This is a genomic window from Streptomyces achromogenes subsp. achromogenes, from assembly GCF_000720835.1.
Lineage (GTDB): Bacteria > Actinomycetota > Actinomycetes > Streptomycetales > Streptomycetaceae > Streptomyces > Streptomyces achromogenes.
Genome location: NZ_JODT01000010.1, coordinates 1 through 24,607, shown reverse-complemented (window position 1 = coordinate 24,607; position 24,607 = coordinate 1). Strand labels below are relative to the sequence as shown.

General features: G+C 73.6%; 22 protein-coding genes and 1 pseudogene. 11 read left to right on the top strand and 12 right to left on the bottom strand.

The genetic code is table 11. The features are described from left to right. Nucleotides 1-221: 221 nt before the first annotated feature. The 4 genes from egtA to egtD are packed head-to-tail and all read left to right on the top strand — an operon-like array spanning nt 222 to nt 4,607. Nucleotides 222-1,535 carry an ergothioneine biosynthesis glutamate--cysteine ligase EgtA gene (gene egtA, locus IH25_RS0111720; protein ID WP_030607168.1) on the top strand — a complete coding sequence of 438 codons (1,314 nt, stop codon included), beginning with the start codon at nt 222-224 and terminating at the stop codon, nt 1,533-1,535. After that, a complete protein-coding gene (gene egtB, locus IH25_RS0111715; RefSeq protein ID WP_030607165.1) occupies nt 1,532-2,869 on the top strand; it encodes an ergothioneine biosynthesis protein EgtB in 1,338 nt (445 codons plus the stop codon). The genes egtA and egtB overlap by 4 nt, the downstream gene beginning before the upstream one ends. Then, a complete protein-coding gene (gene egtC / locus IH25_RS0111710; RefSeq protein ID WP_030607163.1) occupies nt 2,869-3,648 on the top strand; it encodes an ergothioneine biosynthesis protein EgtC in 780 nt (259 codons plus the stop codon). Before egtB ends, egtC begins: the two co-directional genes overlap by 1 nt. After that, entirely contained in the window at nt 3,645-4,607 is a 963-nt protein-coding gene (egtD, locus tag IH25_RS0111705) for an L-histidine N(alpha)-methyltransferase (protein WP_030607161.1), read from the top strand. The genes egtC and egtD overlap by 4 nt, the downstream gene beginning before the upstream one ends. 28 nt (nt 4,608-4,635) lie before the next feature. Here egtD and IH25_RS0111700 read toward each other — a convergent pair whose 3' ends face one another. Then, nucleotides 4,636-5,895 (bottom strand): extracellular solute-binding protein, encoded by a 1,260-nt coding sequence (locus tag IH25_RS0111700; protein ID WP_030607159.1) that lies wholly within the window; start codon nt 5,893-5,895, stop codon nt 4,636-4,638. 222 nt (nt 5,896-6,117) lie between these two features. On the opposite strand from IH25_RS0111700, the gene IH25_RS0111695 reads away from it, so the two are divergent. After that, nucleotides 6,118-6,333 (top strand): dodecin, encoded by a 216-nt coding sequence (locus IH25_RS0111695; RefSeq protein ID WP_030607157.1) that lies wholly within the window; start codon nt 6,118-6,120, stop codon nt 6,331-6,333. 16 nt (nt 6,334-6,349) lie between these two features. Here the strand turns inward: IH25_RS0111695 and IH25_RS0111690 are convergent, their stop codons facing one another. Next, nucleotides 6,350-6,841 (bottom strand): phosphatase domain-containing protein, encoded by a 492-nt coding sequence (locus tag IH25_RS0111690; RefSeq protein WP_030607155.1) that lies wholly within the window; start codon nt 6,839-6,841, stop codon nt 6,350-6,352. A 96-nt stretch (nt 6,842-6,937) separates the two neighbouring features. On the opposite strand from IH25_RS0111690, the gene IH25_RS0111685 reads away from it, so the two are divergent. The 3 genes from IH25_RS0111685 (at nt 6,938) to IH25_RS0111675 (ending at nt 10,611) form a co-directional block, all read left to right on the top strand. Next, nucleotides 6,938-7,945 carry an LLM class flavin-dependent oxidoreductase gene (locus IH25_RS0111685; protein WP_030607153.1) on the top strand — a complete coding sequence of 336 codons (1,008 nt, stop codon included), beginning with the start codon at nt 6,938-6,940 and terminating at the stop codon, nt 7,943-7,945. Nucleotides 7,946-8,055: 110 nt separating this feature from the next. Next, nucleotides 8,056-8,250, top strand: a complete 195-nt coding sequence (locus tag IH25_RS0111680) for an antitoxin (protein ID WP_030607151.1) — start codon at nt 8,056-8,058, stop codon at nt 8,248-8,250. Between the two features lie 30 nt (nt 8,251-8,280). Further along, on the top strand, nt 8,281-10,611 hold the full coding sequence (locus tag IH25_RS0111675; protein WP_030607149.1) for an ATP-binding cassette domain-containing protein: 2,331 nt from the start codon (nt 8,281-8,283) through the stop codon (nt 10,609-10,611). Nucleotides 10,612-10,630: 19 nt separating this feature from the next. On the opposite strand, the gene IH25_RS0111670 is transcribed toward IH25_RS0111675, so the two are convergent. The 6 genes from IH25_RS0111670 to IH25_RS0111645 all read right to left on the bottom strand — a co-directional run bounded on the left by IH25_RS0111670 (nt 10,631) and on the right by IH25_RS0111645 (nt 16,906). Further along, on the bottom strand, nt 10,631-11,497 hold the full coding sequence (locus tag IH25_RS0111670) for a lysophospholipid acyltransferase family protein (RefSeq protein WP_078844217.1): 867 nt from the start codon (nt 11,495-11,497) through the stop codon (nt 10,631-10,633). Beyond that, nucleotides 11,497-12,267 (bottom strand): GNAT family N-acetyltransferase, encoded by a 771-nt coding sequence (locus IH25_RS0111665; RefSeq protein ID WP_030607145.1) that lies wholly within the window; start codon nt 12,265-12,267, stop codon nt 11,497-11,499. Before IH25_RS0111665 ends, IH25_RS0111670 begins: the two co-directional genes overlap by 1 nt. 142 nt (nt 12,268-12,409) lie before the next feature. Next, a complete protein-coding gene (locus IH25_RS0111660) occupies nt 12,410-13,435 on the bottom strand; it encodes a hypothetical protein (protein ID WP_051753888.1) in 1,026 nt (341 codons plus the stop codon). 103 nt (nt 13,436-13,538) lie between these two features. Then, complete coding sequence (locus IH25_RS0111655; protein WP_030607142.1) at nt 13,539-14,288, bottom strand: succinate dehydrogenase/fumarate reductase iron-sulfur subunit; 750 nt, start codon at nt 14,286-14,288, stop codon at nt 13,539-13,541. Further along, nucleotides 14,285-16,231 carry a fumarate reductase/succinate dehydrogenase flavoprotein subunit gene (locus IH25_RS0111650; protein WP_030607140.1) on the bottom strand — a complete coding sequence of 649 codons (1,947 nt, stop codon included), beginning with the start codon at nt 16,229-16,231 and terminating at the stop codon, nt 14,285-14,287. Before IH25_RS0111650 ends, IH25_RS0111655 begins: the two co-directional genes overlap by 4 nt. Nucleotides 16,232-16,234: 3 nt before the next feature. Next, a complete protein-coding gene (locus IH25_RS0111645; RefSeq protein ID WP_030607138.1) occupies nt 16,235-16,906 on the bottom strand; it encodes a succinate dehydrogenase in 672 nt (223 codons plus the stop codon). 120 nt (nt 16,907-17,026) lie between these two features. On the opposite strand from IH25_RS0111645, the gene IH25_RS0111640 reads away from it, so the two are divergent. Further along, nucleotides 17,027-17,911 carry a LysR family transcriptional regulator gene (locus tag IH25_RS0111640; protein WP_030607126.1) on the top strand — a complete coding sequence of 295 codons (885 nt, stop codon included), beginning with the start codon at nt 17,027-17,029 and terminating at the stop codon, nt 17,909-17,911. A 10-nt stretch (nt 17,912-17,921) separates the two neighbouring features. Here the strand turns inward: IH25_RS0111640 and IH25_RS0111635 are convergent, their stop codons facing one another. Beyond that, nucleotides 17,922-18,812: an NAD(P)H-binding protein gene (locus IH25_RS0111635; protein ID WP_030607122.1), complete on the bottom strand. Its 891-nt coding sequence runs from the start codon at nt 18,810-18,812 to the stop codon at nt 17,922-17,924. Nucleotides 18,813-18,946: 134 nt separating this feature from the next. On the opposite strand from IH25_RS0111635, the gene IH25_RS0111630 reads away from it, so the two are divergent. Continuing rightward, nucleotides 18,947-19,813 carry a LysR family transcriptional regulator gene (locus IH25_RS0111630; protein WP_030607120.1) on the top strand — a complete coding sequence of 289 codons (867 nt, stop codon included), beginning with the start codon at nt 18,947-18,949 and terminating at the stop codon, nt 19,811-19,813. A 70-nt stretch (nt 19,814-19,883) separates the two neighbouring features. Here IH25_RS0111630 and IH25_RS0111625 read toward each other — a convergent pair whose 3' ends face one another. The 3 genes from IH25_RS0111625 to IH25_RS0111615 form a co-directional block, all read right to left on the bottom strand. Next, the gene (locus IH25_RS0111625) at nt 19,884-22,022 is read right to left on the bottom strand and encodes a putative bifunctional diguanylate cyclase/phosphodiesterase (protein ID WP_030607117.1); all 2,139 of its coding nucleotides are present in this window, start codon (nt 22,020-22,022) and stop codon (nt 19,884-19,886) included. Continuing rightward, nucleotides 22,019-22,831: an SAM-dependent methyltransferase gene (locus IH25_RS0111620; RefSeq protein ID WP_030607114.1), complete on the bottom strand. Its 813-nt coding sequence runs from the start codon at nt 22,829-22,831 to the stop codon at nt 22,019-22,021. Before IH25_RS0111620 ends, IH25_RS0111625 begins: the two co-directional genes overlap by 4 nt. A 272-nt stretch (nt 22,832-23,103) precedes the next feature. Beyond that, a complete protein-coding gene (locus tag IH25_RS0111615) occupies nt 23,104-24,081 on the bottom strand; it encodes an SCO0930 family lipoprotein (RefSeq protein ID WP_030607111.1) in 978 nt (325 codons plus the stop codon). Nucleotides 24,082-24,341: 260 nt separating this feature from the next. On the opposite strand from IH25_RS0111615, the pseudogene IH25_RS0111610 reads away from it, so the two are divergent. Continuing rightward, a pseudogene (locus IH25_RS0111610) lies at nt 24,342-24,607 on the top strand (hypothetical protein); the annotation flags it as partial.

Genomic DNA, 24,607 nt, shown 5'->3' with positions numbered 1-24,607 from the left:
CCCGTGGGCGCCGCGACCGCGTCCCGCGCGGTCTCCCCCGTCGTGCTCATGTACGCATCCTGGGTGATGCTGGTATGCGGCGCAACGGAATTCAGGACGAGCCCGGAATGTCCGGGTCCGCACTCTTGTGCGTGCCCGCCGAAGGGTCTTGGCTGGGATGAGTGCCCGCTCGGCCCGCGCCATGGGCCGATGGCATGCTGGAACCTCAGGAGGATCCCGACATGTCCGACATACAGAGCGACGGTGGTGACTGTACGGAGTACCGCACCGCCGTCACCGAGGCCGAGGCGGAGGCCCTGGTCCGGGGCATCTGCTTCAAGACCGGACCGCCCCGCGCCCTCGGTGTCGAGCTGGAGTGGCTCGTCCACTCCCTGGAGCTGCCACAGCTCCCGGTCACACCCGAACAACTCGAAGCGGCCTACGCCAAGGTGCGGACCCTGCCCCTGGCTTCGGCGCTCACCGTGGAACCCGGCGGCCAGCTGGAACTGAGCTCGCCGCCCGCCGCCTCCCTGATGGAGTGCGTCGACACCGTGTCCGCGGACCTGGACGCCGTACGGGCCGCCCTCGCCGAGGACGGCCTCGGCCTCACCGGTCTCGGCCACGATCCCCGGCACCCGCCCCGCAGGTTCCTGCGCGCACCCCGCTACGACGCGATGGAGACCTGCCTGGACCGCACCGGTCCGGCCGGCCGGCACATGATGTGCTCCTCCGCCTCCGTCCAGGTGTGCGTGGACGCGGGACACGAGGAGCCGGGCCCGCTGGGGCACACCCGGCGCTGGTGGCTGGCGCACCAGTTGGGCGCGGTCCTGGTGGCCGCGTTCGCCAACTCCCCGCTGGTCGGCCTGCGGCGCACCGGCTGGCGGTCCAGCCGTCAGCTGATGTGGACGCGGATAGGGCCCGGCCGGGCCGGCGCTCCCCCGCTGGACGGCGAGCCGCGGGCCGCCTGGGCGCGGCACGCGCTGGACGCGCCGGTGATGTGCGTCCGCCGGGACGACGGTCCCTGGGAGGTTCCCGAGGGCCTCACCTTCCGGGAGTGGACCCGTTCCCGGTCGCCCCGGCCGCCCACCCGGGCGGATCTCGACTACCACCTGAGCACCCTGTTCCCGCCGGTCCGGCCGCGCGGCCACCTGGAGCTGCGGATGATCGACGCGCAGCCCGGCGCGGACGGCTGGCTGGTGCCGCTCGCGGTGACGGCCGCGCTGTTCGACGATCCGCAGGCCGCCGAGACCGCCTACCGGGCCGTGAAACCGCTCACCGAACGGGCCCTGGACCGGCCCGCCCCGCACAATCCGCTGTGGGCCGACGCGGCCCGGCACGCCCTCGCCGATCCGGAGCTGCGCGAGGCCGCCGACGGCTGCTTCGCGGCGGCGCTGGAGGCACTGCCCCGGCTCGGCGCCACGACCCGGGTCACCGACGCGGTGGCCGGGTTCCGCGACCGCCATGTCGCCCGGGGCCGCTGCCCGGCCGACGACCTGCTGGACGAAGGACCACCCACAGGCGCCCGCGCCCACGGGAGGAAGGACATCCGCACATGACCGCCCCGGAGACCGGCACCACGACCACCGAGACGGACACCGAGGCGCTGCGCGAGCGGGCGCTGGCCTGCCTCACCACCGCACGCGCCCGCACCACGCTGCTGACCACCTGTGTCGACGAACCCGACCTCACCGCCCAGCACTCCCCGCTGATGTCCCCGCTGGTGTGGGACCTCGCGCACATCGGCAACCAGGAGGAGCTGTGGCTGCTGCGCGCGGTGGGCGGCCGGGACGCGATACGGCCCGAGATAGACAGCCTGTACGACGCCTTCGAGCACCCGCGCGCCGAGCGCCCCTCGCTGCCGTTGCTGCCGCCCGCCGAGGCCCGCCGGTACGCGGCCGAGGTGCGCGGCCGGGCGCTGGACCTGCTGGCGTCGGCGGACTTCCACGGTACCCGGCTGACCGAGGCCGGCTTCGCCTTCGGCATGGTCGCCCAGCACGAACAGCAGCACGACGAGACCATGCTGATCACCCATCAGCTCAGGACGGGACCGCAGGCGCTGACCGCGCCCGACCCGGATCCGGCACCACCGTTCACCGGGCCGGCCGAAGTCCTCGTCCCCGGCGGCCCGTTCACCATGGGCACCTCCGACGAGCCCTGGGCGCTGGACAACGAACGCCCGGCGCACCCCCGGGAGGTGGCGCCGTTCTGGATCGACACCGTCCCGGTGACGAACGCGGCCTACCAGGCGTTCATCGCGGACGGCGGCTACACCACCGAGCGCTGGTGGACGCCGGAGGGCTGGGCGCACATCCGGCGGCACGGCATCACCGCCCCGCTGTTCTGGCGGCGGGACGGCGACCGGTGGCTGCGGCGGCGGTTCGGGGTCACCGAACCGGTGCCGCCGGACGAGCCGGTGCTGCACGTGTGCTGGTACGAGGCGGACGCCTACGCCCGCTGGGCCGGACGCCGGCTGCCCACCGAGGCGGAGTGGGAGAAGGCCGCCCGCCACGACCCGGTCACCGGCCGCTCCCGGCGCTACCCGTGGGGCGACGCCGACCCCGCGCCCGAGCACGCCAACCTCGGGCAGCGGCATCTGCGGCCCGCCCCCGCCGGCAGCTATCCGGCCGGCCAGTCGCCGCTGGGCGTACGGCAGTTGATCGGTGACGTGTGGGAGTGGACGGCGAGCGACTTCCTGCCGTACCCGGGGTTCCGGGCGTATCCCTACAAGGAGTACTCCGAGGTGTTCTTCGGCTCCGCCCACAAGGTGCTGCGCGGCGGCTCGTTCGCCGTGGACCCGGTGGCCTGCCGGGGCACGTTCCGCAACTGGGACTACCCCGTGCGCCGGCAGATCTTCTCCGGGTTCCGAACCGCCCGTTCGGAGGCCGTCTGATGTGCCGTCACCTCGCCTATCTGGGGCCCGAGGAGCCGCTCGGCCGGCTGCTCGTGGAGCCCCCGCACGGCCTGTACCGGCAGTCCTGGGCGCCGCGCCGGCAGCGGTACGGGACGGTCAACGCCGACGGGTTCGGGGTCGGCTGGTACGCGCCCGGGGATCCGGCGCCGGCCCGCTACCGGCGGTCCGGGCCGATCTGGGCCGACCTGTCCTTCGCCGACCTGGCCCGGGTGGTGCGCTCGGGCGCCGTCCTCGCCGCGGTGCGGGACGCGACGCTGGCGGGGGCGGACGCCGAGGCCGCGGCGGCGCCGTTCGCGGCCGGGCGCTGGCTGTTCAGCCACAACGGGCTGATCGCGGGCTGGCCGGACGCGGCGGCACCCCTGGTGTCCACGCTGCCCCCGGTCGAGCTGCTGTCGCTCCAGGCCCGCACCGACTCCGCGTTCGTCTGGGCGCTGGTCCTGCACCGGCTGCGGGCCGGACAGCCGCCGCAGCGGGCACTGGGCGAACCGGTGCGCGAACTGGCCCGGGCGGCCCCGGCCTCCCGGCTGAACCTGCTGCTGAGCGACGGGGACACGATCACCGCCACCGCCTGGGGCGACTCGCTGTGGTACCGCGCGGAGCCCGGCCGGAGCACGGTCGTCGCCTCCGAGCCGTACGACGACGACCCGCTCTGGCGGGAGGTCCCCGACCGCACCGTGCTGACCGCGAGCCGCGCCGGCGTGCGCCTCGCCCCGCTGGAGGATCCGGCGGCCGTACCCTCGAAGGAGCCCTGCCGTTGAGCCCGTTGCACATCACCCGCACCCTCCCCGAGGACGCGACGGAGGCCGCGCTGCGCGCCGACGTCCTGAGCGGCCTCACCGCCACCCCCAAGCGGCTGCCGCCCAAGTGGTTCTACGACGCCCGCGGCAGCGAGCTGTTCGAGCGGATCACCGAGCTGCCCGAGTACTACCCCACGCGGGCCGAACGGGAGATCCTCGCCACCCGGTCCGGGGAGATCGCCGCCGCGAGCGGTGCCCGCACCCTGGTCGAACTGGGCTCGGGTTCCTCGGAGAAGACCCGTCATCTCCTCGACGCGCTGCCCGCGCTGGCCGCGTACGTCCCGGTCGACGTCAGCGAGAGCGCGCTGGCGCAGGCCGGGCGGGCGCTCGTCGAGGAGCGTCCCGGTCTCGGCGTGCACGCGCTGATCGCCGACTTCACCGCACCGCTGACCCTGCCCACGACGCCCGGGCCCCGGCTGGTGGCCTTCCTCGGCGGCACGATCGGCAATCTGCTGCCCGCCGAACGCGCCCGGTTCCTGGCCTCCGTCCGCGCGCTGCTCGCCCCGGGCGACGGGCTGCTGCTCGGCACGGACCTGGTCAAGGACGAGGGGGTGCTGGTCCGGGCGTACGACGACGCGGCCGGGGTGACGGCCGCGTTCAACCGCAACGTGCTCACCGTGATCAACCGCGAACTGGGCGCCGACTTCGATCCGGAGGCGTTCGAGCACGTGGCCCTGTGGGACGCCGGGCGGGAATGGATCGAGATGCGGCTGCGCTCCCGTACCGCCCAGACCGTGAAGGTGCCCGCGCTGAGCCTCGCCGTGGACTTCGCGGCGGGCGAGGAGTTGCGCACCGAGGTGTCGGCCAAGTTCCGCAAGGAGGGAGTCACCGCCGAACTCGCCGCCGCCGGGCTGGAGCTGACGCACTGGTGGACGGACGCGCCGGGCCGCTTCGCGCTGTCGCTGAGCGTGGTGCGGTGAGCGTGGCGGGCGAGCGACCTGCGGGTGCTCAGCCCACGTCGGGGGCGAGCGCCTCGGTGATCCTCCGGGAGGCGCGGCGGGCCTCGGTCGCCGGGTCCCCGCCCTGGAGCACCCGGGTCATGTACTCCTTGATCGGGTTGTCCGCCTCCACGTCGGCCCACTGAGGGGTGCTGGGGGTCGCCCTGCCGTGCGCCGCGCCCGCGGCCATGGCGGCGACCCCCTCCGCGCCGGCGACCGCGCCGGCCAGCGTGGTCTTGTTGGGCACGTAGTTCATGGTGCGGGCCAGCTCGGTGTCCCACTTGGCGCCGGTGAGCGCGCCGACGACGGTGGTCGCGGCGAACTGGTCGTCGGTGTTGCGCGGGACGACCAGGTCGGAGCCGCCGGTGAAGACGGTGCCGGGCCGGCCGGCGGTGCGGCCGGGCACGGGGAAGAAGCCGAGCTTGTCCTTCAGGTCCGGGTTCTGCCGCACGATGGACTGGACGAGCCCGGGTACGGCGATGATCTGCGCGACCTTGCCGCCGGCGAACACCCCGGCCTGGGGCGGGTGTTCCTCGTCGGCGTCCACGGGCCCCGCGCCGAGCGCCTGGAGCCGCCGGTAGAAGTCCATGCCGCGCAGCGCGGCCGGGCTGTCCAGGGTGCCCCGCCACTCGTGGTCCTTCTCCTCGGCGAGTTCGCCGCCCTCGTCCCAGATGAACCCGGAGAGCGTGTACCAGTCCTGGCCCGCCAGGTAAATGCCCTGGTTGCCGCCGGTGTTGAGCTTCTCGGTGGCGGTGAGCCATTCGTCGCGGGTCCGCGGCGGCCGGGCGATGCCGGCCTGCCGGAACAGGTCCTTGCGGTAGATGACGACCCGGTTGGCCGCGTACCAGGGGATGCCGTACTGCTTGTTGCCGTCCTTGCCGGGCTGGGCGAGGCCGGGCAGCCAGGTGTCCTTGCCCCAGTCCCGCATCGACTCCAGCGTGAGGTCCGCCAGCCGGCCGCCGTCGGCGTACAGGGGCACCTGGGTGTTGCCGGCCTCGATGACGTCCGGTCCGTCGCCGGAGGGCTCCTTGAGCGCGCCGCGGACCTTCTCCACGATGCCGGTCCATTCCTGGATGCGGATGTCGAGGCGCAGGTCGTCGTGGGTGCGCTCGAAGTCCTCGGTGAACCGCCGCAGGAACTCCTTGGAGGCGCTGTCCTTCATCAGCCACACGGTGACGGTCTTCCGCTCCTGGTGGTCGCCGGGGAGCATCCCGCAGGCGCTGACGAGGGAGCCGGTGACACAGACGAGGGCGAGCAGACGACGTCTCACGAAGGGTCCTGTTCTGTCGGGCAGATGGTGCCGCGGGGTGCTGGGACAGGGTGGGGGGCCCGACGTGGGGGGACGAGCGCGGGGGCTCGTACGGGTGTGCTGGATTTTGGTATGTACCAATGCGGAGGTCAAGCGCTACCCGGCGGTACGCCCGCGACGCCGTGCGGAGCGGGCGCGCATAGTGCACGGTGGAGTACGGCCTGACATGTAAGGAGCACCCGTATGACGAACCACACCTACCGGGTCACCGAGATCGTCGGCACCTCGCACGAGGGGGTGGACCAGGCCATCCGCAACGGCATCGCCCGCGCCGACCAGACACTGCGCAACCTGGACTGGTTCGAGGTGACCCAGGTCCGCGGCCAGATCGAGAACGGCCGGATCGAGCACTACCAGGTGGGTCTGAAGGTCGGGTTCCGCATCGAGGACAGCGCCTGAGCCGTCGCGGCGCGCGTCAGGTGCGGCCCTGGCGCTCCTGCGCCTCCTCGACCGCGGCCGACTTCTTGGCCCAGCGCGCCCGTACGACGGTGAACCCGGCGCGTTCGGCGTCGTCGCACACCAGCTCGTCGTCGTCCACCAGGAACCGGACCTCCCGGTCGTGGGCGAGCCGGCGCAGGATCTCCAGTTTGGTGCGGCGGGCCGGTCTGCGGTCGGCGTCGCGCCGCATGAACACCCGCCCCTCGGGCAGTCCGTGCGCCGCGAGCCAGTCCATCGTGTCCCGGCGGTACCGCTCGGGACGGCCGGTGAGATAGACGACCTCGCAGGCGCGGGCGCTCTCCACGGCCAGCGCCACGCCCTCGGCGAGCGGCGGGTCCGCGGGCGCGGCGGCGAAGAACGCGGCCCAGTCCCGCGGCCGGCGCTCCAGGAAGTGCTGGCGGTGGGCGGTGTCGGCCAGGGTGTTGTCGAGGTCGAACACGGCGATCGGGGGCCTTGCGCGGTCGGTCACACCGGTCACCCTAGCCAGCCGCCGGTCGGTGCGCGCCCGCGCGGCGACCGGGCGCCGCCCCGGGAATCCTGTGCGCGTGCCGGCGTTGAACACTGCGTGAGCAGCACACTGATCAGCCGCACCCGGTTCTCCGTCCTCGACCGCTCGCGCACCCGCGAGGGCCGTCCGCCCACCGAGGCGCTGCGGGACACCGTCGCGCTGGCCCGGGAGGCGGAGGCGCTCGGCTACCACCGGTTCTGGGTGTCCGAGCACCACGGCGTGCCCGGGGTCGCCGGGTCCGCGCCGACGGTGCTCGCCGCCGCGGTCGCCGCGGCCACCCGCACCATCCGGGTGGGCACCGGCGGGGTGATGCTGCCCAACCACCGGCCCCTGGTCGTCGCCGAGCAGTTCGGGGTGCTGGAGGCGCTGTTCCCGGGGCGCATCGACATGGGGCTCGGCCGCTCGGTCGGCTTCACGGACGGGGTGCGCAAGGCGCTGGGCCGGGACAAGGGCGACGCCGAGGACTTCGCGGCCCAGCTCGGGGAACTGCTGGACTGGTTCACGGGCGGCTCGCCGACCGGGGTGCGGGCGCGGCCCGCGGAGGGCCTGGCCGTGCCCCCGTTCGTGCTGGCCCTGGGCGAGGGCGCGCGGATCGCGGCCCGCGCGGGCCTGCCCATGGTCATCGGCGATCTGCGGGACCGGGAGAAGATGCTGCGCGGCATCGACCGGTACCGCTCCCTGTTCCGCCCGTCCCGCTGGTCGGCCGAGCCGTACGTGGTGATCTCCGGCACGGTCGCGGTGGCCGGCACCGAGGCCGAGGCGCGCCGGCTGCTGGTCCCCGAGGCGTGGTCGCTGGCGTACTCCCGCACCCGCGGCACCTTCCCGCCGCTCGCCCCCGCCGAGTCCGTGGAGGCCCGCACGATGACGGCGAAGGAGCGGGACGTGTACGAGTCCGCGCTCGCCGGGCACCTCGCGGGCACCCCGGAGCAGGTCGCGCACGAGCTGGAGACGGTGCTGAAGGAGACGGGCGCCGAGGAGGTGCTCGTGACGACCAGCACCTACGACCGTCCGGGGCTGCTGGACTCCTTCCGGCGGCTGGCCGCGCTGTTCGCGCCGGGCCGGTGAGCCGCCGGGCCGGCGAGCCGCCGTCCCGGTGAGCCGCCGTCCCGAGATGCGGTTCCGGCGCGGGACGGTGACCCTGGGAGGGCAAGCCTGTCAGCGACGAGGAGGCTGCCATGTCCATGCTGGACAAGCTCAAGCAGATGATCAAGGGCCACGAGAGCACGGCCGACAAGGGCATCGACAAGGGCGGCGACTACGTCGACCAGCGCACCGGGAGCAAGTACCAGTCCCAGGTCGACACCGGGCAGGACAAGCTGAGGGACGAGTTCGGCACCCGGCCGCAGGACCCGGGCAACCCTCCGCGGTAGCGGCGCACGGGGGCGGATAGAGTTCCCCCGATGCACACCCCTTACGACCCTTACGTCCGCGTCCGCGGCGCCCGCGAGCACAACCTCAAGGGCGTGGACGTGGACATCCCCCGGGACGTGCTGGCCGTGTTCACCGGGGTCTCCGGCTCGGGGAAGTCCTCGCTGGCGTTCGGCACCGTCTACGCCGAGGCCCAGCGGCGGTACTTCGAGTCGGTCGCGCCGTACGCGCGCCGGCTGATCCACCAGGTCGGGGCCCCGAAGGTCGGCGAGATCACCGGGCTGCCGCCCGCGGTCTCGCTCCAGCAGCGCCGCTCGGCCCCCACCTCGCGCTCCTCGGTGGGCACGGTCACCAACCTCTCCAACTCGCTGCGGATGCTGTTCTCGCGGGCCGGCACCTATCCTCCGGGCGCGCAGCGGCTCGACTCGGACGCGTTCTCGCCGAACACCGCCGCCGGGGCCTGCCCACGCTGCCACGGCCTCGGGGAAGTCCACGACACCACCGAGGAGTTGCTGGTCCCGGACCCCTCGCTGTCCATCCGCGAGGGGGCGATCGCGGCCTGGCCGGGCGCCTGGCAGGGCAAGAACCTGCGGGACATCCTGGACACGCTCGGCCACGACGTGGACCGGCCCTGGCGCGAACTGCCCGCCGAAGCACGCCACTGGATCCTGTTCACCGACGAGCAGCCGGTCGTCACCGTCCACCCGGTGCGCGACGCCGACCGCATCCAACGGCCGTACCAGGGCACATACATGAGCGCGCGCCGGTATGTGCTCAAGACGTTCTCCGACACCAAGTCGGCCACCCTGCGGGCGAAGGCGGAAAGGTTCCTGACCAGCACCCCCTGCCCGGCCTGCGGCGGCAGCCGGCTGCGGCCCGAGGCGCTCGCGGTGACCTACGGCGGCCGGACCATCGCCGAACTCGCCGCGCTGCCGCTGACCGACCTCGCGGGGCTGCCCAACGGCGGCGACGAGACGGCGCGCGTCCTGACGGCGGACCTGAAGTCCCGGATCGCGCCGGTGGTCGAGCTCGGCCTCGGCTACCTCAGCCTGGACCGGGCCGCCCCCACGCTGTCCCCGGGCGAGCTGCAACGACTGCGGCTGGCCACCCAGTTGCGCTCCGGGCTGTTCGGCGTGGTGTACGTGCTGGACGAGCCGTCCGCCGGACTGCACCCGGCGGACACCGAGGCACTGCTCACCGTGCTGGAGCGGCTGAAGGCGGCCGGCAACTCGGTGTTCGTGGTGGAACACCACCTGGACGTGGTGCGCGGCGCCGACTGGGTGGTCGACGTGGGCCCCGGCGCGGGCGAGCACGGCGGCCAGGTGCTGTACAGCGGGCCGCCGGCCGAACTGGCCTCGGTGCCCGGGTCGGCGACGGCCGCCTACCTCTTCGACGAGTCGCCCGGTCCGGCGCGCGAGGTCCGCGAGCCGCGCGGCTGGCTGACCGTGGGACCGGTGACCCGGCACAATCTGCGCGCGGTCACGGCCCGTATACCGCTCGGCGCGTTCACCGCGGTCACCGGGGTCTCCGGTTCCGGGAAGTCCACTCTGGCCGGGGAGTTGACGGAGCAACTGCCGGGGGTGGGACGGCTGGTCCGGGTCGACCAGAAGCCCATCGGGCGCACCCCGCGCTCCAACCTCGCCACCTACACGGGCCTCTTCGACGTGGTACGGAAGGTGTTCGCCGGCACCGAGGAGGCGCGGGCGCGCGGGTACGGGGTCGGCCGGTTCTCCTTCAACGTGCCGGGAGGGCGCTGCGAGACCTGCCAGGGCGAGGGGTTCGTCAGCGTGGAGCTGCTGTTCCTGCCGAGCACCTACGCGCCCTGCCCGGGCTGCGCGGGCGCCCGCTACAACGCCGAGACGCTCCAGGTGTCGTACCGGGGACGGACCATCGCCGAGGTGCTGGACCTGACCGTGGAGGCCGCCGCGGAGTTCTTCGCGGACACCCCGGCCGCCGCCCGGAGCCTTGGCACCCTGCTGGACGTGGGCCTCGGCTATCTGCGGCTCGGGCAGCCGGCGACCGAGCTGTCCGGCGGGGAGGCGCAGCGGATCAAGCTGGCGAGCGAGCTCCAGCGGGGCCGCCGGGGGCACACCCTGTACCTGCTGGACGAGCCGACGACCGGGCTGCACCCGGCCGATGTGGAGGTGCTGACGGACCGGTTGCACGGGCTGGTCGACGCCGGGCACACGGTCGTCGTGGTCGAGCACGACATGACGGTGGTCGCGGGCGCCGACTGGGTCGTCGACCTCGGCCCGGGCGGCGGCGACCGCGGCGGCCGCGTCGTGGCGCAGGGCCCGCCGGAGGAGGTGTCCCGGACGCAGGGCAGCGCGACCGCGCCCTATCTGGCGCGGGTCCTCCCCTGAGCACCCGGCACGGCCCCGGTCATGCCCTGAGGACCGGGCGGCTCCCCCGGGTGTCGTGGCCGAGCGGGCGCACCTGGGCGCCGGCGACCAGGGCCGCGTGGGTCCAGGCGGGCTCGGGCGCGGGCGGCTGGGCGGCGCGGGCCAGGGTGCGGCGGTCCGGGTGGGTGCCCGGCCGGATCAGCGGGCGCAGCTCCACCTCGGCGACCAGGCCGCGGGTCCGGACCACCCGCCACAGGGAGGCCGGCAGGGTGTCCTCGCCGACGAAGGCCGCCGCGGTGCCGGGGCCGCCGTCCGGCCGCCGGTAGCGCAGGCCGACCGGCTGGACCGGTACGCCCGCGTCGAGCGCGGCCTGGAAGACGGCCCGGCGGAAGCGGCCCTGGGCGCGTCCGCACCAGGTGCTGCCCTCGGGGAAGGCGGCCACGGCCCCGCCCGCGCGCAGGGTGCCGGCGATCCGGGCCACCGTGCCGGGCAGGGCGCGCAGCCGGTCCCGTTCGAGGAACAGGGCCCCGCCGCGCGCGGCGAGCGCGCCCGCCAGCGGCCACCGCCGGACCTCGGCCTTGGCGAGCATCCGGGCCGGGCGTACGGCGGCGAGCAGCGGGATGTCCAGCCAGGAGACGTGGTTGGCGACGAGCAGCAGTCCGCCGTCCGGCGGGGCGGTGCCGGTGATCCGCACCCGGACCCCGGCGGCCCGCACGATCAGCCGGCACCACCGCCGGATCCACGCGGCGGGGATCCTCCCGCCGAACGGGGACAGCGCGGTCCCGGCCAGCACCAGGGCCGCGAGCGCGGTCAGCCGCAGCACGGCCCGGGGGACGGACGCGGTGGCCCGGACGGGCTCCACGCAGCCGGCCGGGGTGCACGGCGCGGTGGGCAGCCAGCCGCTCATCAGGCCGGGACGAGGGAGAGGAAGTGGCGCAGGTAGCGCGGGTCGACCCGGCGCATGGACAGCAGGACGTACAGGTCGGCGACGCCGAAGCCGGGGTCGTGCGCGGGTGCGCCGCACACCCAGGCGCCGAGCCGGAGGTAGCCGCGCAGCAGCGCGGGCAGCTCGGTGCGGGCGGCCGGGGCGGGCTCGGGCGCCGTCCACGGCAGCAGCGGCCGGACCCGGAACTCCTCGGGCGCCAGGTGCCTCTCGCGCACCCGCTGCCAGGTGCCGGCGGCGAGGGCGCCGCCGTCGGCGAGCGGTACGGAGCAGCAGCCGGCCAGCCACTCGTGGCCCCGGTCGGTCATGTAGCGGGCTATGCCGGCCCAGATCAGGCCGATGACGGCGCCGTCGCGGTGGTCGGGGTGGACGCAGGAGCGGCCGACTTCGACCAGGTGCGGCCGGATCGCGTCGAGCGCGGTGAGGTCGAACTCGCCGTCGGAGTAGAGCCGGCCGGCGACGGCGGCCCGCTCCGGCGGCAGCAGCCGGTAGGTGCCGACGATCTGCCCGCTCGCCTCCTCGCGGACGAGGAGGTGGTCGCAGTAGGCGTCGAAGGCGTTGATGTCGTGCCCCGGTTCGGGGCCGGCCAGCAGGGCCCCCATCTCCCCGGCGAAGACGTCGTGCCGCAGCCGCTGCGCGGCACGCACGTCGGCCTCGTCGCGGGCGAGGGTGACGGTGTAGCGGGCGGGGGCCGCGGGCCGCGGCGGACGGTCGAGGGTGGGAACGCCGGTCATGGCTTGACTCCTGGGCACGGGCCGGGTCGGCAGGGGCGGCGGGCCCGGTGTGCGCGGCCCTTGACTCCTGTTCTTCCGAGGCCGGTTGGTGTGCGCGTGACCGGTGCCGGGAGCGCGGATGTGGGGCTGGTGAACGCCCCGGTCAGCCGTCCGCGGTGGCGCAGCCGGCGAGCAGCCGCCCGGCCTCGGCCTCGTCCAGCACCCGTTCCAGGACGAGGTCGCCCTTCATGTGCGGGAAGAAGCGGCCCGCGGGCCAGCTCCGCTCGTACGGCGGCGGGTCCAGGACGAGCAGCCGTACGCCGTCCACGACGGGGATGTCCGAGGGGGTGCCCTCGTTCCACACCCAGTCACCGGCGGGGGTGACGAGGTTGAAGGAGCCGGTGGTGTCCACCTGGCCGGGCCGGTCCCGGCAGACGGCGGCCTCTGCGGCGGACGGGGCCCGGCCGGGCAGGTGGCCGCCGCCTATGAGGACGTCGGCGAGCAGGGTGTGCAGCTGGAAGTTGTCGCCGATGCCGGTCATGCGCAGGGCGTAGCCGGTGCCGGTGGGGCGGTGCAGGACGACGAGGGGTTCGTCCAGGACGAGCAGGGCGTAGGCCAGGCACTTGAAGTCGTGCCCGGAGTCCTCCTCGACCGAGCGCAGGGTCCGCAGCAGGCGGGTGCGGGTACCGGCGTCCAGGGAGGTGCGGACGGCGGCGTGGTTGAGCATGGCGACGGCGGCCATCTCCCAGTGGTGCAGGGTGAGCCAGGCGACGGCCTGGTCCTGGTCCACCCGGTCGAGGAGGTCCTCGGGCGGCTCCTCCGCCCGCGGGTCGGGGAAGTCGCCGCCGCCGGTGGCCGCCCACCGGTCGCAGAACGCGCGGGCGTCGTCCAGGGCCCCGGCGAGGCCGGCGAGGACGTGGGGTGCGCAGGCGGTGGGGTCGGCGCCGCGTTCGACGCACGCGCCGACGAGCACGGCGACGGTGGCGCGGGGGTACGGCGGCATCGCGTCCAGGACCGCCGCCAGCCGTGGCCCGGCCGCCTGGAACTCCTGGTCGTCCGCCTCGCCGAAGTACCGGTGCAGGTCCTGGTAGTACTGCTGCGAGCGGTCGGCGTCCTGCGCGCGGACGGCGGTCTCGAAACCGGCCACGGCATCACTGAACGGTGCCGTCCGCTTGTTCCCGAAGATCATGGCGGCAGGCTACAGGGGGCCGGGACACCAGACGGGGCCGGGTGAGCACCTCCCCGGCCCCGCCCGCCCGCCTGTAGTCGGCGAACGTATCTCCAGGCGGCGGCTACCTCTTGCCGGCCTTCCGGGTGGCCCGCAGCCACTCCTTGTTCATGCTGGTGATGGACATCAGCGGGATGCCCTTGGGACAGGCCGTGGCGCACTCGCCGGTGAGCGTGCAGCCGCCGAACCCCTCCGCGTCCATCTGGGCCACCATGTCCAGCACCCGGCTCTCCCGCTCGGGCGCGCCCTGGGGCAGCACGTTGAGGTGGTTGACCTTGGCGGAGGTGAACAGCATCGCCGCGCCGTTGGGGCACGCGGCCACGCACGCCCCGCAGCCGATGCACTCGGCGTGCTCGAACGCGAAGTCGGCGTCTGCCTTGGGCACCGGGGTGGCGTGGGCCTCCGGCGCGGCACCGGTGGGGGCGGTGATGTAGCCGCCGGCCTGGATGATCCGGTCGAACGCCGACCGGTCCACCACCAGGTCCTTGATCACCGGGAACGCGGACGCCCGCCACGGCTCGATGTCGATGGTGTCGCCGTCCTTGAAGGACCGCATGTGCAGCTGGCAGGTGGTGGTGCGCTCCGGCCCGTGCGCGTCGCCGTTGATGACGAGGCTGCACGCGCCGCAGATGCCCTCGCGGCAGTCGTGGTCGAAGGCGACGGGCTCCTCACCGGAGAGGATGAGCTGTTCGTTGAGGACGTCCAGCATCTCCAGGAAGGACATGTCGGGCGAGATGTCGTCCACCTCGTAGGTGGACATCGCTCCTTCGGCGCCGGCGTTCTTCTGCCGCCAGACGCGCAGGGTGAGCTTCATGCGTAGCTCCGCTGGGTGGGGTGGACGTACTCGAAGACCAGGTCTTCCTTGTGCAGGACGGGGGCCTCGCCGGTGCTGGTGAACTCCCAGGCGGCGGCGTAGGAGAACTCCTCGTCCTTGCGGGCCGCCTCGCCGTCGGGGGTCTGGGACTCCTCGCGGAAGTGGCCGCCGCAGGACTCGGTGCGGTGCAGCGCGTCGAGGCACATCAGCTCGGCGAGCTCCAGGTAGTCGACGACGCGGTTGGCCTTCTCCAGCGACTGGTTGAACTCCTCGCCGGTGCCGGGGACCTTGATGCGGCGCCAGAACTCCTCGCGGATCTGCGGGATGCGTTCCAGGGCCTTGCGCAGTCCGGCGTCGGAGCGGGCCATGCCGCAGAACTCCCACATCAGCTCGCCGAGTTCGCGGTGGAAGGAGTCCGGGGTGCGGTCGCCGTCCACCGCCAGCAGCAGGTTGATCCGGTCCTCGGTCTCGGCCAGCACCTCCTGGACGACCGGGTGCTGCTCGGTGACCGGGTCCTGGTGGGGGTTGCGGGCGAGGTAGTCGTTGATGGTGGCCGGCAGCACGAAGTAGCCGTCGGCCAGGCCCTGCATCAGGGCGGAGGCGCCGAGCCGGTTGGCGCCGTGGTCGGAGAAGTTGGCCTCGCCGATCGCGAACAGGCCGGGGATGGTGGTCTGCAGGTCGTAGTCGACCCACAGGCCGCCCATCGTGTAGTGCACGGCCGGGTAGATGCGCATCGGCACCTCGTACGGATCCTCGTCGGTGATCCGCTGGTACATGTCGAAGAGGTTGCCGTACTTGGCCTCGACGGCCTTGCGTCCCATGCGCTTGATGGCGTCGGCGAAGTCCAGGTAGACGCCCTGGCCGCCGGGGCCCACCCCCCTGCCCTCGTCGCAGACGTTCTTCGCGGCGCGGGAGGCGATGTCCCGGGGCACCAGGTTGCCGAAGGACGGATAGATGCGTTCGAGGTAGTAGTCGCGCTCGTCCTCGGGAATCCGGTGCGGCGGGCGGGTGTCGCCCTTGGCCTTGGGCACCCAGATCCGGCCGTCGTTGCGCAGCGACTCGCTCATCAGGGTCAGCTTGGACTGGTGGTCGCCGGTGCGCGGGATGCAGGTCGGGTGGATCTGGGTGAAGCAGGGGTTGGCGAAGTAGGCGCCGCGCCGGTGCGCCCGCCAGATCGCGGTCGCGTTGGAGTTCATGGCGTTGGTCGACAGGTAGAAGACGTTGCCGTAGCCGCCGGAGGCGAGGACGACGGCGTCCGCGAAGTACGTGTCGATCTTTCCGGTGATCAGGTCCCGGGCCACGATGCCGCGCGCCCGCCCGTCGACGACGATCAGGTCCAGCATCTCGGTGCGCGGGTGCATCTCCACGTTCCCGGCGGCGATCTGCCGGGACAGCGCCTGGTAGGCGCCGAGGAGGAGCTGTTGGCCCGTCTGGCCGCGGGCGTAGAAGGTGCGGGAGACCTGGACGCCGCCGAAGGAGCGGGTGTCGAGCAGGCCGCCGTACTCGCGGGCGAACGGCACGCCCTGGGCCACGCACTGGTCGATGATCTCCACGGAGATCTGCGCGAGCCGGTGCACGTTGGACTCGCGGGCGCGGAAGTCGCCGCCCTTGACGGTGTCGTAGAACAGCCGGTGGACGGAGTCGCCGTCGTTGCGGTAGTTCTTCGCCGCGTTGATGCCGCCTTGCGCGGCGATGGAGTGGGCCCGGCGCGGGGAGTCCTGGTAGCAGAACTGGACGACGTGGTAGCCCTGTTCGGCGAGGGTGGCGCCGGCGGAGCCGCCCGCGAGGCCGGTGCCCACCACGATCACCGTGTGCTTGCGCCGGTTGGCCGGGTTGACCAGCTTGGCCTCGAACCGGCGCTTGTCCCAGCGCTCGTGGACGGGGCCGAACGGGGCCTTGGTGTCGGTGACCGGGGCGCCGGTCGCGTAGTCGGTGTACGTCATGGGTCAGCTCACCACTCCGGTCATGACGCCCACGGGTACGGCGATGAAGCCGGCCGTGAGCAGCAGCGCGAGGACGTTGGCGACGGTCTTCAGGGCGCGGTCGCGGGCGCGGCTGCCGACGCCGAGGGTCTGGGCGGCGCTCCAGAAGCCGTGCCGGATGTGCAGGCCGAGCGCGAGCATCGCGACGATGTAGATGACGTTGCCGTACCAGGTGGAGAAGGTGTCCACGACGTTCTGGTACGGGTGTCCCTCCTGGAAGCCGCCGGAGTGCACGGTGCCGGTGGTCAGGTCGAGGACGTGCCAGACGATGAACAGCCCGAGGATGACACCGCCCCAGCGCATGGTGCGCGTGGCGTAGCTCGCCCGCGGCTTGCTGTGGACGTACTTGGTGGGGCGGGCCTTGAGGTCGCGGCGGCTGAGCTGGTAGGCGGAGGTGGCGTGGGCGACCACGGCGACGACCAGGACGACCCGGATCAGCCAGAGCGTCCACTCGTAGTGCATGAAGGGTTCGCCGACGGTGCGCAGCCAGTGCCCGTAGTGGTTGAACTCGTCCGGGCCGAAGAAGATCTTCAGGTTGCCGATGACGTGGGCCACCAGGTACAGCAGCATGATCACGCCGCTGACGGCCATGACCGTCTTCTTGCCGACGGAGCTGTCCCACACGGTACGCGCCATGGACGGCCGTCGGTCCGTCCGCGTTGCCAGAGCCATGGGACAGAACGCTAGGGCCGAAGGTCCCGATCGGTCCAAGACATGGTCCAGCTTGTTTCCATAGCCTGAGGCTATGCTGGCTGGGTGCAGTTCCAGCAGCTCCAGTACTTCGTGGCCGTCGCCGAGACCCGGCACTTCACCCGGGCCGCCGAGCGGGTCCACGTGGCCCAGCCGTCGCTGTCCCAGCAGATCAGGGCGCTGGAGCGGGAGCTGGGCGCGGATCTGTTCCTGCGCGCGCGGGGCAACATCACGCTCACCGACGCCGGCGAGGCGCTGCTGCCGCTGGCCCGGCGGATCCTGGCCGACGCCGACACCGCCCGGCACGAGGTGCAGGAGCTGGTGCAGCTGCGCCGGGGGCGGGTGCGGCTGGGAGCGACACCGAGTCTGTGCACCGGGCTGCTGCCGGACGTGCTGCGCGCCTTCCACGACCGTTACCCGGGCATCCGGCTGCTGATCGAGGAGGGCGGCTCGCACGACCTGGTGCGGGAGCTGGCGCGCGGCGCGCTGGACCTGGCGCTGGTCGTGCTGCCGCTGCCGACTCCGGCACCCGCGCTGACCACGGTGGAGCTGCTGCGCGAGGACCTGGTGGTGGTGTCCTCGCCGGAGGCGCCGGCGCCCGGCCGGGGCGGACGGGTGATCCACATCGCCGATCTGGCGGGCGAGCGGCTGGTGATGTTCCGGCACGGCTACGACCTGCGGGAGCTGACCGTGGCCGCGTGCCGCGCGGAGGGCTTCGAGCCGGACTTCGCGGTGGAGGGCGGCGAGATGGACGCGGTGCTGGGGTTCGTCCGGGCCGGGCTGGGGGTGGCGGTGGTGCCGCGCATGGTCGCCACCCGGGCCGGGCGCGGCCTGCGGGTGACCCCGCTGGCCCGGCCCGGACTGCACCGTACGATCGCGCTCGCCCACCGCAGCGACGTGGCCCCGCCGCGGGCGGCGCGCGAGTTGCAGCGGATGCTGCTGGAGCGCTGAGCCGCGGGGCTCAGCCGAGGACGGCGGGCTTGAGCACCTCCTCGCACCAGCGGCGGAAGCCGGTCGGCGCGGTGTCGGGGGTCGCGGGCACACCGGCGCCGTAGAAGCCCTGGCCGTCCAGGGCGCGCGTCATGTCGGCCAGGCCCTGGGCCGCGGCCTCGGTGGCGCCGTGCCGCAGGAGCGCCGCCTTCTGGTCCTCGGCGTCGACCGGGCGGAAGCGGACCGGCCGGCCCAGCACCTCGGAGACCACCCGGGCCATGCCCTGGGGGGTCAGGTCGTCGGGGCCCACCAGCGGTACGTCGGCCTGGCCGGTCCAGGTGCGGTCGAGCAGCAGCCGCGCCGCCGTGGCGGCGATGTCCCGGGTGGCGCAGGTGCGCAGCACCCGGTCGCCGGGCGCCGCCATGGCCAGCTCACCGCCGTCGCGCAGCGCGGCGGCCTGGGCGAGCAGGTTCTCCATCAGGTACGGCGGGCACAGCGCGCGGTGGTGCACGCCGGTGGCCCGGACCTCGTCGTCGGCGGCCAGCGAGGCGGAGATCTGCCCGGCGTGCCGGGCCACCCCGCGGCCCAGGGTGGAGACGGCGACGACCCGCTCGACGCCCTGCGTCGTGATCGCGTCCGCGAGCGGCCGGGTGAAGGCGCGGAAGTGACCCTCGACGCTGTCCGCGGTGAGCGACGGCGGCACCAGCCAGAACACCCGGTCGGCGCCCGCGCACGCCTTGGCCATGACGTCGGGGTCGGCGTGCGAGCCGGTGACGGTCTCGACGCGGTCGCGTATCCGCGAGGGAAGGCGGGCGGGGTCGCGGACGACGACGCGCAGCGGTCCCGCCGCGTCCCCGGCGTCGAGGAGGGAGGCGAGGACCTGGCCGCCGATCCGGCCGGTGGGGGTGGTGACGAGGATCACGAGAGCTCCGGGAAAGTGTGTTCGCAACGTGGAAGGAGACGTGCCCGAGCCTGCCCGCCCGGCTCCGGGAACTGAAGGACCGGCCGGCTCAGGGTTGTTACCCTCAAGGCAATACCGAGCGGAGGGAGTGCGGGATGGACTCCCGCCTGTTGCACTACTTCGTCGCCGTGGCCGAGGAACTCAACTTCGCCCGCGCCGCCGAGCGGCTGGGCATCTCCCCGCCGCCGCTGTCCCGGGCGATCCGCGGGCTGGAGGCCGAGCTGGGGGTGCCCCTGTTCGAGCGGACCACGCACCACGTCGCGCTGACCGAGGCGGGCGAGGTACTGCTGCCGGAGGCGCGGTTCGCGCTGGACGCCCTCCACGCGGCCGGGCGGCGGGCGCGGCGCGCGGCCGGGCCGGACCGGAAACTGGTCCTGGCGGTCAAGGCCGACGGCGACGCGGGACTGCTGGAGCCCCTGCTGGAGCACTACGCCGCCCGGCCCGGCGCCCTGCCGGTGACGGTCCGGCTGTGCGCGTGGCGGGAACAGCCCCGGCTGCTGTTGCGCGGGGAGGCGGACGCGGCGCTGCTGCACGAGCCGTTCGACCGCACCGGCCTGGACAGCGAGACCCTGCTCGAAGAGGGCCGGGTCGCCGCCCTCGGCTCGGCCCACCCGCTGGCCGGCCGGGACCGGATCGCCCTCGCGGATCTGGGCCTGCGGCCCGGCGGGCTGCACCGGTTCCTCGAAGAGACGCGCGGTGTGGGCCGGGACCTCGCCCAGCTGCTGACGCTCGTCGCGCTGGGCGAGACGGTGGCCGTGCTGCCGGCCTCCGTCGCCGGCCGCTACCCGCGCCCCGGGGTCGTCTACCGGCCCGTCACGGACGCGCCGCCCTCGCTGCTGGCGATCGCCTGGCCGCAGCAGTCCCGCTCCCTGGCCACGGCGGCGCTGGTACGGTCGGCCGCCACCGTGGCCGCGACGGCGCGCGTCGGGATCACCGGGGAGGTCTCCGGCAGCCCTCGGTGACCCGGACACGCGGGCACGGCGTCGCGGCGCCCGGGGATCCGGACACCGTCAGTCCGTCGCGTCCCACCGGTCAGCCCGTGGAGTCCACCAGGGTCAGGTCGTGGAGCCGCTCCGGCGGGCCCGGGCGGGCGTAGTACCAGCCCTGGGCCGTGTCGCAGCCCAGTATGCGCAGCTGCTCGGCCTGGGCGCCGGTCTCCACACCCTCCACGGTGACCGCCAGGTCGAGGCTGTGGGCGAGGGAGACGATGCCCTCCACGATCTTCAGGTCGACGGGATCGGCGGGGAACCGCTGCATGCCCTGGGTGAAGGAGCGGTCGAGCTTGAGGATGCTGACCGGCAGCCGGCGCAGGTTGGCGAGGTTGGAGTAGCCGGTGCCGAAGTCGTCCAGGGCGATGTCGACGCCCATCTCGGCGAGCCGGCGCAGCGGTTTGAGGAGATCGTCGTCGGCGCCGATGAGCGCGGACTCGGTGACCTCCAGGCACAGCGCGTCCGGGGTGACGCCCGCGCGTTCGAGGATGTCGACGGTGTCCTGCACCAGCCCCGGGTGACCGAGCTGGCAGGGCGAGAGGTTGACGTTGATCCGCAGCGGACCGGCCTGCCCGCCGTGGCGTTCGCGCCAGGCGCGGGCCTGCCGGATCGACTCCTCCAGCACCCAGCGGCCGAGCGGCACGATCAGCCCGGTGTGCTCGGCGAGCGGGATGAACCGGTCCGGGCCGAGCACCCCGTGCTGCGGATGCAGCCAGCGCACCAGGGCCTCGGCACCGCGCACGCTGCCGTCCCCGAGGTGCACCAGGGGCTGGTACTCGATGAAGAACTCGCCGCGTTCCAGGGCGGTCGGCAGGGCCGTGGTCAGGCCGTGCCGGGTGATGGCGCGGGCGTCGGCCTCGGGGTCGGCGAGTTCCGCGCGGTTGCCGCCCGCCGACTTCGCCCGGTACATGGTGATGTCGGCGCTGCGCAGCACCTCGGCGGCGGTACGCTCGCCGGCCGGTCCCTCCACGATGCCCAGGCTGCCGCGGACCAGCAGATCGCGGCCGTCGATGCTGATCGGGGTCACCAGCGCGTTCATGATGCGCTCGGCGAGTTCGTCGACCCCGCGCTCGGTGCCGGGCCCGGTGGTCAGGGCCACGAACTCGTCGCCGCCGAGCCGGGCGACCATCTCGCCGGGCGCGGTCGCGCAGGACTGGAGCCGGTCGGCGACCTCCACCAGCAGCCGGTCGCCGGCCGCGTGCCCGAGGCTGTCGTTGATGGTCTTGAAGCCGTCCAGGTCCAGATAGCACAGGCCGAACCGCTGGCCCTCGCCCGCGTTCAGCGCCTTCTCCAGCCGCTCGAAGAACAGCGTGCGGTTGGGCAGGCCGGTCAGGGCGTCGTGGGTGGCCTCGTAGCGCAGCCGCAGATTGAGCAGCCGGCGCTCGGTGGTGTCCTCCATGAGGGCGAGCTGGTACTGCGGGCTGCCGTCGGCGTCCCGCAGCAGCGAGACGGTCAGGTTGGTCCACAGGACCGTTCCGTCGGGCCGGTTGAACGCCTTCTCCACGTGGTAGTGCTCGCGCTCGCCGCGCACCAGCTCCTCGTAGAGCCGCCGGATCTGCGGGGCGTCCTCGGGGTGCGCCCAGTCCTGGACGCGCCGGCCGCGCAGGGTCGGCTCGGACAGGCCGAACATGCGCAGCAGCGCCTCGTTGACCTGGAGCACGTTGCCGCGCAGGTCGGCGATGCCGATCCCTATGGCGGCGCCCTCGAAGACCGCGCGGAAGCGGGCCTCGCTGGCGTGCAGCGCCTGGGCGACCACGCCCTGCGCCCGCAACGCGGCCTGGGCGATGGCCTCCTGCTCGGCACGGGTGCGCTCGCGCAGCGCCTGGGCGTAGCCGGCGGCCATCGCGTGCTGCAAGCGCGAGGAGCGCAGCCGCAGTTCGTCCTGGGGGCCGTCCTCGCCGCAGTACAGGACCAGGTAGGCGTCGACGCAGTCCAGGGTGCGCGACAGTGCCTCGGGGTCGGTGCAGTGCGCGCCGACCAGGGCGGCCCCGACGGCCTTCGCCGCCTCCGCGTCGAAGCTGCGGGCGCGCAGCAGTTCGCTCAACCGGCGGGCGAGCGGCAGGAGTCGTTCCGCGAACTCGGCGCGGGTCAGCGACGTCGAGGTCACCGGGTAGACCGCCCGGCTCCAGATGGTCGTCAGGCGGAGCAGTCTGTCCTCCGGCCCGTCCGGTTCCGCGCTCACGCCGAACGCCCCACGCCGGCGAATCCGGCAAAGGCGTACGGATCCTCGTCCTCCGGCGCCGAGTCCGGGCGCCAGTGCGGCATCTGCACCAGTCCGGGTTCCACCATGTCGTACCCCTCGAAGAACCGCGCGACCTCGTCGCGCGAGCGCATGATCAGCGGGTTGCGAATGTCCTTGTATACGTCCACCGCTCCCTCGGCCCGCTCGGCGGGCAGCGGGATTCCCTCGTACGTGGCATGGGTGAGGATCAGCAGGCTGCCGGGCGCGAGCGCCTCGCGCAGCTCGGCCACCGCACCGTACGGGTCGTCCGCGTCGTCCACGAAGTGCAGTATGGCAACGAGCAGCAGCGCCACCGGACGCTTCAGGTCGATGAGCCGCTCCAGCCGGGGGCTGGTCAGGATCTCCCGGGGCTTGAGGAGGTCGGCGGCGATCACGTCCGCGTCGTCGTTGTCCGCGAGCACGGCCTCGCTGTGCGCGACGGCCACCGGGTCGTGGTCGACGTAGACCACCCGGGCGCCCGGCGCGGCGGCCTGGGCCACCTCGTGGACGTTGCCGAACGTGGGGATGCCCGAGCCGATGTCGAGGAACTGGGTGATGCCCTCGCCGGCCGCGAACCGCACCGCGCGGCGCATGAACGCCCGGTTGGCCTGCATGACCTTCGGCAGGCCCGGCATGAACTCCATGGCCCGGCGCGCCGCCTCCCGGTCCACCTCGAAGTTGTGCGAACCGCCCAGGTAGTAGTCGTAGATCCGCGAGACGCTCGGCACCGAGATGTCGATGCTGCGTGGGGCCCAGGCAGGACGCTCCATATATGTCTCCAAAGCGTGGACAGGTGTAGGCGATCCGGTGTTCGAGCAGAGGCTACTGATCGCCCGCCAAAGGAGCGACCCGAAACGGAAATTGACCATCCGTTCCCGGTCACTGCCTGCGGCAAGTGCCCGTACGACCCCGGTGGGTGACGACGCGACGGCCTGACGGTTCCCGGCACGCACAACGATCCGCCCACTCCGCGCGGTGCGGAGGGGGCGGATCTTCGGCCGCGCGCCGGGCCGGGGCGGGTGATCGACCCTGGGGAGGGGATCTATGCGCCCGGCGCGCCGACCGGCTTGCCGTCGGGCGAGACGGCGTACCAAGTGCCGCCCACGCCCTGACCGTTGGTGTCGCCGGGGGCCTTGTCCCCGGAGAAGGTGTACACGGGCCAGCAGTTGACGGTCATCTGCCTGGTCCCGTCGGCACGGGTGAAGGGCATGAGGCCCTTCTTCTTCACGCCCTCGGTGTCGTCGGCGGCGACCGGAGCGACGGCCGGCCACTTCTCCAGGCAGGCCCCGGCGCAGTTCGAGACGGACTTGGGCCAGGCCTCGTCCTTCATGAAGCGGTAGACGGTCATGCCCGCGCGGTCCACGACGATCTCGCCCAGCTTGGGGTCCTTGCGGACGGACAGGCCGGGCATCCCGGACAGCTTGGCCTTCTTGCCGGTCGGGGCGAGCGCGAACCAGGTGCCGCCCACGCCCTGGCCGTTCACGTCACCGGCGTTGACGTCCTTGGCGTAGCGGTACGCGGGCCAGCCGCCGATGGTGAGCTGCTTGGAGCCGTCGGCGCGGGTGACCTCGCCGAGCAGCGCCCGGTCGACGCCGGCGCCGGCGGTGGCGTCGTCGGCGGGGACCGGTGGCCAGGTGGTGGCGCAGTCGCCGGAGCAGGCGGACTTCGGCGGCTCGGCGGTGTCCTTGTCGAAGCGGTAGAGGGTGAGGCCGGAGCCGTCGGTCAGCACCTTGCCGAGTTCGGGGTTGCTCGCCACGGTGAGTTTGCCCGCGGGGGTGACCGGGGCCGTGGCGTCCTGGGCGCCGTCGGCGCCGTAGCCGTTGCCGTTGCCGTTGCCGTTGCCCGCGCCGATCGCGGTGCCGCCGCCCGGGTTCCCGTCGTCGCCCGCCGCGACCGTCGCCCCGGCGTTCCGGGCCGCCGACGCGGGAGTGGTGCTGTTGTCCTGACCGCACGCCGTCGTCAGCGCCAGCACCGTAGCGGCCGTGGCCACCAATGAGGCGGTCCGCCAGGAGGTCTTCATCGTCAAACTCCCCATCATCACCTGGATACCGCGGCGCCTGCCGCGCCGCCGCACGGCCATGGGTACGGGGGGAGGGGGCCTCCGTGTTCAACGACGGCCGGGAATTCCTTCCCCGGCACGGTACGGGCTCCGGCGGGCGGGGCGAACCGCATATGCGGCTGTTTCGTCCGTCAAACCTCCAGTCGGCCAATCTCCCTCTTTCGGAGCAATCTCCGGCCACGGTGGGGTAATGCGGTCCCCCGCACCTCATGATCTGCGTCGTGCATGGACCCCAAGTGACCCGCTGCGCACCCACCGCACGGGTGCTGGCCCTGCTGACGCTGACCTGGGCCCTGGTGGGCTGGCCTGCCGGGACCGCGTCGGCCGACGCCTGCGCGTACGCCTCGACCGGCCCGGACGGCACGGTGGCGGTGGTCCGCGCCGGCGGACCCCACCCACCCGGCGATCCCCACCGGCCCCACCCGCCCGGCGGCCCTCACCGACCCCACCCACCCGGCGGCCACCGCTGGCCCGACCCGCCCTGCCC